Here is a 13,441-nt window from a genome sequence, read left to right as displayed (position 1 = left end):
ACTGACTTTATACCCAGCCTATCACAACGAGGGATCCCGATGATATGCCGACAACTGCCCCTGGTACCAATAGCCGCCGCCCTGCTGCTAGCAGGCTGTGCCAGTGATCCTGCCACCGGTCCAACGCCAGAAGAAGAAGCGCTAACCACCCCTGACGTGTCCACCAGTAGCGGCAAGGTACAGGCTTTTATGCTGCGCGGTCAGGTCGTCTTCGGCCACGAAAGCCGCAGCATCCAGCCATGTGGTAGCAATCAACAGTATTGGCTGCATCTGCCAGCCGGTGATCTGCCTGCCGCTAATGCGGTCGCACCACGCGGATACGAGCCGATGTACGGCGAGTTTATCGGTTATCTCGAACCGGCACCGGAAGAGGGATTTGCCGCCAGCTACAATGCCCGTTTCAACGTCAAACAAATCAATTTACTGGCCAGCGAGATGAATCAGGCCTGCCAGCAACCGCCACGTAAGACACGGGCATTTGGCAATGAGCCAGGGTGGACTGTCGAAATCGCCGAGGACACCGTTTCTCTCAGCCGGATCAGCTACCCGACCCAGCAGCAGGCGATTTCCAGCCGCGATATCCGCTCAGGGCAGCAAACTTACAAGGGGAGAGACTTCACCCTGACCATGACTCAGGCCCAGTGCAACGACACCATGAGCGATGCCCTTTATGGCTGGCAGTCGACGCTGATATGGCAAGGCACGGAATATACCGGTTGCGCCACACTCGGAGCCACCGATGTTACCCAGCATTGGGTCGGCCAATATCAGGGCCACAGCGATTTGGGTGTCACAGTCCTGACAACCACACTAAACCTGCTGCCGGATCACTCGGCGGTCACCGCGTACAGCTACAGTGATGGACAGCCGGGGCTGAGCGAGAAGGGCTTCTGGCAACAAGCCGGCCATGGCAAGATAAAAGTCACCATGGCCCAGTATCAAGGCCGCCGATTGATCAGTGAAAGGCTATTTACCCGTGAAGATGGCCAATTGTCGACCCGCCAAGAGGTCATTAACGGTGAAACCTATGATCTGGGCGAAAGTGGCCTGACCCTCGACAAACTCAGTCCAATCCAAGAGTAGACCGCTCTTAAAGCAAGAAGCCTTCCACTTTTCCTTTAGGTTATGCCACACTCCGTGGCATAACCCTTAGGCCAGACTGACCATCATGACCACACCCTGCCCACGCTGCGGCTTTCACCACAATTGCATCTGCGATGCCGAGCCGACTCTGGCCTGTTCGCATGCTTTTGTCTTGCTCACCCACCCAAAGGAAATGGGCAAAGACACCAACACTGGCCAGTTGATGGAGCGCAGCCTGCCCCACTGCCTACGCCAAATATGGGATCGAGTCACCCCTCCGCAAGCGCTGCTGGATATGCTAGCCGATCCCCAGTACCAACCGTGGTTGCTGTTCCCTGGTGATGACAACATGCCTGCGGTGCCATACCAATCCAGTGACGACAAAACAGCACTATTTATCCTGATCGATGCCACCTGGCAGGAAGCGCGCAAGATGATCCGCCGCAGCCCGTGGCTGGCTAGCTTGCCGCGTATAGCGTTCACCCCAAAGGGCGATTCGGCTTACGCCTTGCGCCGTAATCAACAAGCAGGCAACCTGTGTACCTGCGAAGCCGGGATCGCCTTGCTCGAAACCACAGGCTTCAACCAAGATGCCGAGCAGTTACAACAATACTTTAATGCCTTTATTGAAGTGTTCCACGCCGATAAAAGTGGCCACAAAAAATAATAAAGGGAATTTCCAGCGCCGCGTCAGGGAAAGTCTTCTATACTAAAACCGACTGACTAGTCAGTTTTATTGATAGGGAGACCCACCGATGACTGTGGCCGAGAATACCCAGATCCAGCCAGCATACTGCACCGACATGGACCGCACGCTTACCGCCCAGCAAGCGGCCTTCAGAGAAGCAACCATGCCTTCTCTTGACGAACGTAAAAGCCAGCTAACCGCCCTCAAGCGCGCCATCAAACAGCACCGGGAGACGCTCTGCCAAGCTCTGGCCAAGGATTATGGCCAGCGTCACTGCCAAGACTCCCTTGTCGCCGATATTGTCCCCTGCATCAATAACATCAACTACACCCTGAAAAAACTCAAAGGCTGGATGAAACCATCCAAACGCCATGCCGGATTGATGCTCTTCCCCGCCAAGGTCGCCGTCCACTACCAACCGGTCGGTGTAGTGGGTATCGTCGTGCCGTGGAACTTCCCGGTGATGCTCAGCCTCGGGCCGTTGATTTCAGCTTTGGCCGCAGGCAACCGGGCGATGATCAAACTGAGCGAATTTACCCCTGCCACCAATCAGGTGCTCCGTACTCTCATTGAGGAAACCTTCCAGTCCGATCACGTGGCGGTGTTCGAGGGCGAGGCTGATGCCGCAGCCCACTTCACCCAGCTGCCGTTTGACCACCTGCTGTTTACCGGCTCTACCGCTATCGGCCACCATGTAATGCGAGCTGCTGCCGATAACCTGACACCTGTGACCCTCGAGTTGGGAGGAAAATCGCCAGTCATTGTCGCGCAAGACATGCCTATCGCCTTGGCAGTAGAACGAACATTATTCGGTAAATGCATGAATGCCGGGCAGATCTGTGTTGCCCCCGACTATATTCTGGTGCCCAAAGGGCAAGCCCAAGCCTTTATCGACAGCTTTATCGAACAATTCAACCGCCATTATCCTGGTGGGGTGAACAATCCGGATTTTGCCTCAGTGATCAACGACCGCCAATACCAACGTCTGTGCCAGTGGCTTGACGAGGCCAAGCAGCTCGGGGCCAATGTCTTTCCGTGCCACGAGAAAGCGCGCAGCGATGCTCACCACCGGTTGGTCCCCCACCTGCTCAGCCATGTTCCACCGCAGGCAACAGTCATGCAGGAAGAAATTTTCGGCCCGCTGCTACCAGTTGTTGAATACAATAAGCTGGCCGATGCCATGGATTTTATTAAGCAACGTTCGCGCCCACTGGCACTGTATTTAATGAGCCAGGATCCAGCCGCCCAACAGCAGGTCCGTGACGGAACGATATCAGGCGGGATGGCAATCAACGAAACCCTGTTGCAAGTAGCGGCCGATGATGCCCCGTTTGGAGGTATTGGCCCGTCCGGAATGGGGCATTACCACGGCAAAGAAGGCTTCCTTACCTTCTCTAAGGCCAAAACAGTGCTGAAACAGCATAAGTTCTCCACCACAGGGCTGATCAAACCCCCTTATAATCGCTGGTGGCAAAAGCTGATGTTGGCTTTCTTTATGCGCTAAAAATACAGTGCAAGCAGGAGCACAATGAAAAGACAGCAATTACTTGATAACGCACTGGCCCTGTTTGTTGCCAACGGGGTACAGGCAACATCGACCGCCAGCATTGCTCGTAAGGCGGGGGTCGCCACTGGCACCCTGTTCCACCACTTTGCCAACAAACAAGACTTGGTAGATACCCTGTACCTTGAGGCCAAGCAAGATTTGGCCCAGGTATTATCCGCCCCGCCCGATACCACAGCATTAGAAGATCAACTTCAGCAGCTATGGAGCCGAGCGTTGGAGTGGGCGGTAACCCATCCCAACCAACTCAAACTGATGCTCCAGCTCAACCACGACCCAGCCTACCCTATAAGCCGCCACCAAGATCTAATGCTAACGACCATGGGATTCATTGGTGAAAGGGTCGAACAAGCGCAACGCCAAGGACAGCTAGCTCCCTTACCGGTGCCGCTGGTCCTCAGCTTTTTTCGCCAACACTTCCTGAGCACAGCCCAGCTGTTTATCGAGCAACCTGAACTGGGTCAGCAGACACAATACCAACAAGGGGCATTCCAGATCCTCTGGCAAGGGCTACAACCGGTCACCCAACCCTAAAATACAACGATAAGAAAACCCAGAAACAAAACCGGGAGCCCATGGCTCCCGATTTTCTACCATCCAACCAGCCAGATGATTACGCTTGGTTGTTCGCGTACTGGCTCAGCTCAGCCACGCTGACAGCTGTAATAAATTCACCATCAAGGTAGAAGTTCACATCATCGCCGGCACGCTCACCGCGAAGCACTGCCTGCTCACCACTTTGGTAAACCACATTCATTTCCAGCGTGCGCGCATCCACCTGGCGGAAGCTTGCTGCTTCAATATCGCTGTTCTGAACACTTGCCAATGGCACTGTAGTCAGAGATGGGTCTAGCTGGTCATTAACCTTGAAAATCGCATCAACAGGTGTATCTGCTACAGCTGGTGACTTACCTGTGACTGGATTCTTGCCTGTCCAGAATTCAACGGTGTTGAAGATGAAGAGATCCGCCGTCGCCGCAATACCGTAAATAGGGCTAAGCAGTACAAACAGGCCAGCACGACCATAACGGTTATCCACCGCACTCAGGTTAGCTTTGGTGACCAGCTGAGAGGTGCCCATTTGACCAATACAACCAGAAAGAGACGTCGCAAGAAGGGTCATTACGATCGCTTTTGATGCGATTTTATTCATTTAAGCTCTACTCCGCTAAGAGATGGGGAAATCATAAAAAGTGCGCGGATTATAGGCATTTCAGAGACGGTTGCTAGTAAATTTAGTAAAAACTTACCACCAACTTACAGTCGTAAAATTATGGTATGACTTGGGTAAATCAATGGTTAACAACCAACAATCGATGGAATCATTAAAACAAAAATTATCGACGCTAGCATCAAGCCAAAAAACACAGCGGTGCAAATGCACCGCTGTGGTCAAATCATAAATAGCGCTTAAGATATTTGTCGCGCAGTATCACCTAAGCATGCTGACCGGCAACAAAACCTGAGCTCCACGCCCATTGGAAGTTATATCCCCCCAGCCAACCACTGACATCCATCACCTCACCGGCAAAATACAGACCCGGCACTTTTTTCGCTTCCATGGTTTTCGATGACAGTTCATCAGTATCCACGCCGCCCAAGGTCACCTCAGCAGTTCGGTAGCCTTCAGTACCATTCGGGGCAATCGTCCACTGATGGAAGTAGTTGGCCATCGCCGTAATCTCTTTCGGGTTGAATTGCTTGAGCGGCTTATCAACCAGATCACCACGCTCGATCAACACTTCAATCAAGCGCTTTGGCAGCAAACGGGACAGCGAGTTTTTCAGACTCTGGTTTGGGTGCTTGTCACGCATGGTATTCAAGGTCTCTTCCAAGCCCAGATCCGGCAACAAATCAACCGTGACTTTTTGCCCCGGCGTCCAGTAGGAGGAGATCTGCAAAATGACTGGCCCAGACAGGCCACGGTGGGTAAACAATAGGTTTTCACGGAAAGTCGTACCGTCTTCGGCTTCGACTAACGCTGGGATAGCAATACCCGATAGTTCGGCAAACGCTTCTTTGTCTTCCTTATGCAGGGTAAACGGCACTAAGCCTGCAGTGGTCGGCACCATCTTCAAACCAAACTGATCGGCAACCTGATAGCCAAACGGGGTAGCCCCCAGTTTTGGCATCGACAGGCCGCCGGTGGCGACCACCAGCGACTCACACTCCACCAAATCGGTATTGAGCTTGAGGCTAAAGCCACCCTCGGTTTTGGAAATACCGTGAACATCGACCTGATAGCGCTGTTGTACCGTCGGCAAGTCACACTCGGCCAGTAGCATGGCCACAATCTCCTTTGCTGATTCTTCACAGAATAGCTGGCCGTGGTCGCGCTCTTCGAAAGCGATCTCATGCTTGGCGATCATCGAGATAAAGTCCCAGTTGGTGTATTGGGACAAAGCCGATTTCACAAAGTGCGGATTACGGCAAACGAAGTTGCCAGCTGCCACGTCGTAGTTAGTAAAGTTACAGCGGCCACCGCCAGAGATCAGGATCTTACGGCCCGGTTTTTTGCCGTGATCAACAACTAGCACAGAGCGTCCACGCTTGCCCGCCTCGGCCGCACACATTAAGCCTGCAGCCCCTGCGCCAATAATTACTACATCGAACTTTTCTGCCATATCTCTACCGTTAACGACCCAAGCAAAACGAATAAAAAAGGGATGCGGTAACCTTAATTGGCCAGCATCCCTTATCAACGGCGCTATTCTACCCACCTACACAACGAATAGAAATAGCAATAAAGTCCAAATATTCAGCAACAGTCCACAGGTGTCGGGTCACCAACAGCCAAGCCCCGGCAAGCAAGCACAGAGCATCAACACCAAGCCACGTTGGGTATCCAATCTTGGTTTCCCCCACTTTGCAATGCACCAATGATAAATACGCTTCATAACAACCACCTAGAAAAACAGGCTAGCTGACTTAGTTTCATATTTAATCGTTGGCCATAGTAGCCAGTCCTTTATAGCGCTGGTTTTATCGATAATGAATTAAATACCGAGGTATGCCACCACAAAAATAGAGACTAAAAATATCATCAGATAAGTACTGGCGAGGATAAATAGCCGCCTCACCTTCGAGCATTTATCCATAAACACCGGATCATGGTGATTATGGTATTGGTGGCTCCGAATATAGTGGAATAACCGGATTTGCTTGGTGACATTGCCTTGGGATGAGAAAAACCCACGGCCGTCGACCTGCTGGTAAAGAAGAGGGTCGCATTCGCGCATGACCGCTAGCAAAGTACGCAAGGTACTGACATAGCGAGACACATTCACCACAGCGACCAAAAAAAGTGCGAGTACAATTGCGTCACCACTCATAATATAGCCCCCGAACAACGTGACGGATCAGCTGGCCATAGTTTGGTGAGGGGGCATCACTGCCCCTCGAATTTATTAGCCAGCTGGTGAATCCATAATTGATGTCGATCCAGTTTTCGCCATTGCGGCTAGGTCTTTGTCAATGAAGAACAAGGCTTTGCCGTCTTCGCCAACCAACTCGATCTTATCGATAATGCCTTTGAACAGTTTTTCTTCTTCGTGTTGCTCTGCCACATACCACTGCAAGAAGTTAAACGTCGAGTAGTCTTGGGTAGTAAACGCAACATGCGCCAGCTTGTTGATCTTATCGGTGATCAGCTGCTCGTGTTCGTAAGTTTCTCGGAACACGTCACCCAACGATGAAAACTCATGCTTTGGCGCTTCAATGGAGCCAAGGATCGGCATTGCACCTGTTTCACTAACGTAAGTGAACAATCGCTGCATATGTTCCATTTCCTCAACGGCATGCTTGCGCAAAAACTCTGCCGCACCATCAAAGCCCTTGTCTTCACACCATGCACTCATCTGCAGGTATAGGTTGGAAGAAAAGAACTCTAAGTTGATTTGCTCGTTGAGTTTATCAACCATTGCTTGAGCTAACATCGCACTACTCCTATCTATTTTAGTGTATACCAATCTCAATGGGTGGTATGAATACGCTGTTTTCACCATTGTCACAATGCCAACGCAAGAATGCAACTCATCGTGCAATGCGGCAAAGAATCTATGACAACTTTTTATCAATCCAGAGAATTAGATTGAAAAACTTCAAAAATTCAAGTAATTCCACTGCTAGAATTATTTCGTAAAATGGCCGAACAAGTTGCGATCACGGTAATATTTTTTCCCTAAATTAGGTGCTAGCATGAAGCAAAGCCCTTAAGTCAAGGAGTGAAAACTATGGCTTACAAACATATTCTGGTTGCTATCGATCTGTCTGACGACAGCCACGTCATCGTCAGCAAAGCCGCTGAGCTCGCCAAGGCACTGGACGCCAAATTGTCGCTCATCCATATCGACGTCAACTACGCCGAGCTCTATACCGGCCTGATTGATATCAACCTGTCCGATGCCCAGCACCGCATGGCAGACGAAGCCCAGAAACAACTTCAAGCACTGGCCGACAAGGCCAACTACCCGGTGTCCCACACCTTAGTCGGCAGCGGTGACCTTAGCGAAGAAATCTGCCACGCCATCGACGATATGCACATAGAGCTGGTCGTTTGCGGCCATCACCAAGACTTCTGGAGCAAAATCCTCAGCTCGGCCAAACAGCTGATTAACCGCTCCCCGGTCGACATGCTGATGATCCCTCTCAAATAGTTGCGTGAACCTTCCTAGTTACGCCTTACAGGCTTGGTCAGATCACCAAGCCTGTAGCCGTTGCAACACCCTCCCGTGGCGTTAACCGTACAATTTGGTTGTATTTCCGTCCTCTTTTTTTCGCTACACTTGCTCCATCATTCAACCAATCACCCCCCTGAAAAACACTATGGGATATTTATCTGCTGTTACCCTGCTCTGGGCCTTTTCCTTTAGCCTGATCGGGGTCTACCTGGCTGGTCAGGTCGACGCCTGGTTCTCGGTGCTCACCCGTGTCAGCCTGGCTGCCTTGATCTTCTTGCCCTTCCTGCGAAGCAAACACCTCCATCTCTCGCTGGCGCTCAAAATCATGGCTGTCGGTGCCTTCCAGCTCGGGATCATGTACTGCTTTTACTACCAGTCCTTCCTCTACCTGAGTGTACCGGAAGTATTGCTGTTCACCATTTTCACCCCGATTTATGTCACCCTGATCTATGACATGCTGCACCGCCGGTTTTCGATCTGGTATTTGGCCACTGCCGCGATAGCGGTACTGGGAGCGGCGGTGATCAAGTTCGAAGGGATCAACGAGAACTTCATCACTGGCTTTCTCATTGTCCAAGGGGCCAACCTGAGCTTTGCCATCGGCCAAGTGGGCTACAAACGCCTCATGGAGCAAGAACAGCAAGACATCCCGCAGCATACGGTGTTTGGCCTGTTCTACCTCGGGGCTGTTTGTGTCGCTCTGCCAATGTTCCTGCTGTTTGGTAATACCGAGCAGCTGCCAACCAGCAATACCCAGTGGGGTATATTGATCTATTTGGGCACGGTGGCTTCGGGCCTTGGCTATTACTTATGGAACAAGGGGGCGACGTTGGTCAATGCCGGTGCATTGGCGATCATGAACAATGCCTTGGTTCCTGCGGGCCTTATCGTCAATCTCGTCATCTGGAACCGCGATGTCGACTACCTTCGCCTCGCTATCGGCGGGATCATCATTGTTGCTTCGCTTTGGTTCAACGAAACCTGGGTCAAACGCAAGGTGGAAATGGCAAGGGCTTAAGACACGGTATAGAGATAGCAACGTCACATACAACAAAGGCGAACCTTATGGGTTCGCCTTTGGTTTTATCTATTGGCTATTGGCTATTGGCATTTTGTTTCATACAGCCTAACCGCCAAGCTCTTGCTCTTCCGATCGCCTTTAGCCACTCACCCAAGAGCCGAGCTTCTCGTCAAATAAACGAATACGCGTCGGCAAACATGCGCTCGCGCTCGGCGCCTTTCTCGGCCGAAAACTGCTCGCGTGCCGCACCCGCCATTTCGAAGCGGCCACAGATGTAGATATCATAGGCTGACAAGCTGACAAAATCATCGCTGACCGCCTCCAATACGTTACCTACCTTACCCTGCCAGTCGGCGGGTGCCGTCTCTACCACAGGGACATACGTCAGGTTACCGTGCTGATCTGCCAGTGCATTCAGTTCATCATTCGCATACAGTTGGCATTCATCACGACCGCCCCAGTAAACAAAGATCGGCTGGCTGACGCCGCGGCTCAGGCAGTTGTCCAAGATGCTGCGAACATAGGAGAAACCGGTGCCACCCGCAATCAGCAGCAACGGCTTGTCGCTGTCTTCTCGCACCCACGCATCGCCGTGCGGCGCTTCGACCTCAATCGATGTGCCTGCCGCAAGTGCGGCTTTCATGCTCTCCACCACCTCGATAGCATAAGCGTTGTGCTCAGCAGCACCAATATGCAGCTCCAGCTCGCCTTCACGGCACGGGCTGCTAGCGATAGAAAACGGACGTTTGTCCTTCTCACCCATCACAGCCAATAGGTACTGACCCGCTTTGAAATCAATTTTTGTCTCTGGGCGCAGCAGGATACGAAACGTATTACAGGCTAACGGCTCAATGGATGTTACTTCGCATTTGATAGACATTCTCTTCCTCTAATCTAGCTGGAGCACCAAATCACTGCTTGCCATTGCCTGACACGCAAATATCCAGCCTTCAGCCTGCTCCTTCTCGGTGAGCATGGGCTCGAGCTGATAGCGGATCGTCCCCTGCTGTTTGCGGCACATACACATGGCACAGGCGCCGACCTGACAACGGTTGGGAAAAGCAATGCCTGCGTTGAGCGCGGCCTCAAGAACAGTTTGTTCACCGTCAATGGTAAACATTACATCATGAGGCAGCAGGCGGACTTGGTACATATTATTTTCTCGCGCCCGGTTTCAGCCGGACCTTGCTAATCAAACTTTATTTACGTACTTGGGTTACAGGCTGAACTTACTAACAAGACTAACTCAGGATCCCCAGTTCATCCCAGATGGCATCGATGCGGGCAACCACTTCAGCCGACTTGGTAATCGGTGTTCCCCATTCACGAGCAGCCTCACCCGCCAGTTTATTGGTAGCATCAAAGCCAACCTTCGCTCCCAGCCCATTAACTGAGTTTACCATCAGGGTATCACGGCTCGGATCCATCCGGGTGGTAATCGCCCAAATCACATCATTCCAGTCGCGGGCATCGACATCCCCGTCGCAGACAATGATGAACTTGATATCGGCTTGCTCAAACAAACGCGCCCAGATCCCCTCCATCACTTGCAATGCCTGACCGGCTTTTTCCTTCTTGATGGTAACAATGGCCATACCGCCACATTCGGCCGTCTGCGGCAGATAGCAATCAATCACGTCAGCAAACTGCTGCTTGATATCCTGTTCCAGAGTGAGGTGATCCAACTCGGTTTGCGGACGGGAATAAGCAATCGCACTGGCGGTTTCAGCTTCCCACTTCCGGGTCGCATCCAGTCCCATCTTGGAGCCAAGACCGACCACCGGAGAGGCAAAATCCAACGAATCTATCGGCGTGTTATCGATCAGGAGGGTATCGCGTACCGGATCCATATCTCGGGTCATCGCACCGACCACGCTCCCCCAATCACGGGTATCAACGTCTTCATCGACCACAATCACGAACTTGGTGTACATAAACTGGCGCAGGAAGGACCAAACCCCCATCATCACCCGCTTGGCATGGCCTGGGTACTGCTTCTTCATCGACACCACGGCCATGCGGTAGGAACACCCTTCAGGCGGCAGGTAAAAATCGACAATCTCTGGGAACTGCTTTTGCAAGATAGGTACGAACACTTCGTTCAATGCTACCCCGAGTACCGCTGGCTCGTCAGGCGGACGGCCGGTATAGGTGCTGTGATAGATAGGATCTTTGCGCATGGTCACATGGGTAATCGTAAACACATGGTGGCGTTCAACTTCGTTGTAGTAACCAGTATGGTCACCGTATGGTCCTTCATCGGCAAACTCGTTCGGGTCGATATAGCCTTCAAGCACGATTTCAGCGCTGGCCGGTACTTCCAGCTCATTGCTCAGGCTCTTGACCACTTCGCTTTTACGCCCGCGCAGTAGGCCAGCAAAAGCGTACTCCGACAAGGTATCAGGGATCGGCGTCACCGCCCCAAGAATCGTCGCCGGATCGGCGCCGAAGGCCACCGTCACCGGGAACCGTTCACCCGGGTGGGTGTCCATCCAGTCACGCAAATCCAGAGCACCACCTCGGTGGGCCAGCCAACGCATGATGATCTTGTTCTTACCGATCTTCTGCTGACGGTAAATTCCGAGGTTCTGGCGCTTTTTATTGGGTCCTTTGGTGATGGTCAGCCCCCAGGTAAGCAGCGGTGCCACATCATCAGGCCAGCAACTCATCACCGGAATTTTATCCAAATCGACGTCGTCGCCCTGCCAGACAATGTCCTGACACGGGGCACTGCGCAGCCGCTTAACCGGCATATTCAATACCTGCCGGAACACCGGGAGCTTATCCAGCGCTTCGCGGAACCCCTTCGGCGGCTCAGGTTCTTTCAGATAAGCCAGTAACTTGCCGACCTCACGTAACTCGCGGACTTCGGTTCGGCCCATCCCCATGGCAACACGGCCCGGAGTACCAAACAAATTGGCCAGTACCGGCATGTCAAAACCAACTGGATTTTCGAACAACAATGCCGGCCCGCCGGCACGCAGGGTACGATCACAAATTTCGGTGATCTCCTGATCCGGGTCGACAGGCTGCGAGATACGCTTGAGCTCGCCCTGCTGTTCCAGATAGTCAATAAACTCTCGCAGATCCTTGAACTTCATCGGTTTGCGGTTACCTATCCTAAATACACCAGCGCCCGGTGCTGGTTACAGACACCGGGTACAAATAATCATTATCAAACATTATAACGACTTGTTAACCCTAGGACAGCGGAAAATCCGGCCTAGGGGAGCTGGGCAACTGCCGAGCGGAAATTATTCTGAAGTACCTGGTTGCGGCTGACTGACGCCAGGTGCTCGAGCCAGTCAAGATAGCCACTACGGACAAGCTCGGCCGCCACCAGTTCGCCATCATCGACTTCGCTCAGTTTGTCACTAAGAAAATCCCTGGTCGCTACAGGCAAAGGCTTAAGCGTGATCAGGGCACGATAAGCCTGAAGCTTCAATGTCGGGTTAATCGTCGCCGCCATCAGCTGCTTGGTGGCTGTAGGCTGCGGTGCCAATTCGGCCAACCGGTTAAGCTCGGCCAGACTGTATTGATCACTGCGACGCCGCCACAACAAATGGTAGACCCCCTCATCGCCAGAGGCAGCCGCAACGGCCGCAATCACAGCATTGTCAGGCAACCAAACTAGTTTGCTGTCCGACGTAAATTGCTCGGCCAGCACGTCCACAGCCATTTCGGATAATTCAGGCAACTGGGCGAGAAAAATATCGCGCCGGGTAGTTTGGGTATGGATATCACCGGTCAGCCATTGCGATAGTTGCAGCTCGCCGCCCTCAGCCTGCTCGATCATCTGCTGAACTAACAGCTGCTGTTGCCAGCGGATCACTAGGCTGCGTGCTTTCGCGCCGTAATGGAACGCCGACTTGGTCACCAGATAACCATCACCCTGCTCAACCACGTTAAATGCTGGCATACGGGCCGTCTGCGCTTCGAGCCAGTCGGCTTTAGCCTGATCCAGCTCGCCAAAGGCAGTTGCGTGGTCAATCAGCTGGCTGCGCACGGCTTCCTGCTGCAAGGGAGGGATTTGGGTCAGATGAGATTCCAGCGAATCAAAGTCACTGCGGTTGTAGTAGGCGCGCAAAGACGACACCTGATTGTGAACCTGTTGGGAAGACAGGACCTGCTCGACCTCCAGCTCCGTGACTTCAACGCTCTGGGCCGTGGTCTTAGCCGCAACCAATGAGGTTGCCAGCAAGCCTATCAGCATGCACCTTCCTAGTCGCATGTCACCTCCTTGGTGATTAAAGGGTTGTCGGTTATCTGGATCATCCCGATCCGCTGTCACAATTTGATAACAAACACAGTATATCGACCGATGAGGGGCAATGACTAGCAAAGCTAGCAATTGAACATCGATCAATTACGATTACCAGTGTATCAAAAATAAAAAACGCCACAAG

General features: G+C 52.4%; 15 protein-coding genes. 6 read left to right on the top strand and 9 right to left on the bottom strand.

From position 1 onward, the window contains the following. Nucleotides 1-39 precede the first annotated feature (39 nt). From NHN17_RS01135 to NHN17_RS01120, 4 genes are all read left to right on the top strand, one after another. On the top strand, nt 40-1,083 hold the full coding sequence (locus tag NHN17_RS01135; protein ID WP_255040262.1) for a COG3650 family protein: 1,044 nt from the start codon (nt 40-42) through the stop codon (nt 1,081-1,083). A gap of 85 nt (nt 1,084-1,168) precedes the next feature. Then, complete coding sequence (locus tag NHN17_RS01130) at nt 1,169-1,750, top strand: tRNA-uridine aminocarboxypropyltransferase (RefSeq protein WP_255040261.1); 582 nt, start codon at nt 1,169-1,171, stop codon at nt 1,748-1,750. Nucleotides 1,751-1,844: 94 nt separating this feature from the next. Next, entirely contained in the window at nt 1,845-3,275 is a 1,431-nt protein-coding gene (locus tag NHN17_RS01125; protein ID WP_373689527.1) for a coniferyl aldehyde dehydrogenase, read from the top strand. A 24-nt stretch (nt 3,276-3,299) separates the two neighbouring features. Beyond that, nucleotides 3,300-3,869 carry a TetR/AcrR family transcriptional regulator gene (locus tag NHN17_RS01120; RefSeq protein ID WP_255040259.1) on the top strand — a complete coding sequence of 190 codons (570 nt, stop codon included), beginning with the start codon at nt 3,300-3,302 and terminating at the stop codon, nt 3,867-3,869. Nucleotides 3,870-3,948: 79 nt separating this feature from the next. Here NHN17_RS01120 and NHN17_RS01115 read toward each other — a convergent pair whose 3' ends face one another. The 5 genes from NHN17_RS01115 to ftnA form a co-directional block, all read right to left on the bottom strand. Further along, nucleotides 3,949-4,488 (bottom strand): DUF3332 domain-containing protein, encoded by a 540-nt coding sequence (locus NHN17_RS01115; protein WP_255040258.1) that lies wholly within the window; start codon nt 4,486-4,488, stop codon nt 3,949-3,951. A 283-nt stretch (nt 4,489-4,771) separates the two neighbouring features. Beyond that, nucleotides 4,772-5,959 (bottom strand): BaiN/RdsA family NAD(P)/FAD-dependent oxidoreductase, encoded by a 1,188-nt coding sequence (locus NHN17_RS01110; RefSeq protein WP_255040257.1) that lies wholly within the window; start codon nt 5,957-5,959, stop codon nt 4,772-4,774. 88 nt (nt 5,960-6,047) lie between these two features. After that, nucleotides 6,048-6,200, bottom strand: a complete 153-nt coding sequence (locus NHN17_RS01105) for a hypothetical protein (RefSeq protein ID WP_255040256.1) — start codon at nt 6,198-6,200, stop codon at nt 6,048-6,050. 131 nt (nt 6,201-6,331) lie between these two features. Continuing rightward, complete coding sequence (gene uspB, locus NHN17_RS01100; protein WP_255040418.1) at nt 6,332-6,670, bottom strand: universal stress protein UspB; 339 nt, start codon at nt 6,668-6,670, stop codon at nt 6,332-6,334. A 72-nt stretch (nt 6,671-6,742) separates the two neighbouring features. Beyond that, a complete protein-coding gene (ftnA, locus tag NHN17_RS01095) occupies nt 6,743-7,270 on the bottom strand; it encodes a non-heme ferritin (RefSeq protein ID WP_255040255.1) in 528 nt (175 codons plus the stop codon). A 297-nt stretch (nt 7,271-7,567) separates the two neighbouring features. On the opposite strand from ftnA, the gene NHN17_RS01090 reads away from it, so the two are divergent. Together NHN17_RS01090 and NHN17_RS01085 are read left to right on the top strand one after the other, a co-directional pair. Next, nucleotides 7,568-7,990 carry a universal stress protein gene (locus NHN17_RS01090; protein WP_255040254.1) on the top strand — a complete coding sequence of 141 codons (423 nt, stop codon included), beginning with the start codon at nt 7,568-7,570 and terminating at the stop codon, nt 7,988-7,990. A gap of 169 nt (nt 7,991-8,159) precedes the next feature. Continuing rightward, entirely contained in the window at nt 8,160-9,032 is an 873-nt protein-coding gene (locus NHN17_RS01085) for a carboxylate/amino acid/amine transporter (protein WP_255040253.1), read from the top strand. Between the two features lie 172 nt (nt 9,033-9,204). Here NHN17_RS01085 and fre read toward each other — a convergent pair whose 3' ends face one another. The 4 genes from fre to NHN17_RS01065 form a co-directional block, all read right to left on the bottom strand. Continuing rightward, nucleotides 9,205-9,915, bottom strand: a complete 711-nt coding sequence (fre, locus tag NHN17_RS01080; RefSeq protein WP_255040252.1) for an NAD(P)H-flavin reductase — start codon at nt 9,913-9,915, stop codon at nt 9,205-9,207. Nucleotides 9,916-9,924: 9 nt separating this feature from the next. Beyond that, entirely contained in the window at nt 9,925-10,188 is a 264-nt protein-coding gene (locus NHN17_RS01075) for a 2Fe-2S iron-sulfur cluster-binding protein (RefSeq protein ID WP_255040251.1), read from the bottom strand. An 88-nt stretch (nt 10,189-10,276) separates the two neighbouring features. Continuing rightward, nucleotides 10,277-12,136 carry a 4-hydroxy-3-polyprenylbenzoate decarboxylase gene (ubiD, locus tag NHN17_RS01070; protein WP_255040250.1) on the bottom strand — a complete coding sequence of 620 codons (1,860 nt, stop codon included), beginning with the start codon at nt 12,134-12,136 and terminating at the stop codon, nt 10,277-10,279. Between the two features lie 122 nt (nt 12,137-12,258). Continuing rightward, complete coding sequence (locus NHN17_RS01065; RefSeq protein WP_255040249.1) at nt 12,259-13,266, bottom strand: hypothetical protein; 1,008 nt, start codon at nt 13,264-13,266, stop codon at nt 12,259-12,261. Between the last annotated feature and the right edge of the window lie 175 nt (nt 13,267-13,441).

The sequence above is a fragment of the Photobacterium pectinilyticum genome, from assembly GCF_024357955.1.
Classification (GTDB): Bacteria; Pseudomonadota; Gammaproteobacteria; order Enterobacterales; family Vibrionaceae; genus Photobacterium; species Photobacterium pectinilyticum.
This window is presented reverse-complemented; position numbering and strand designations above follow the sequence as displayed.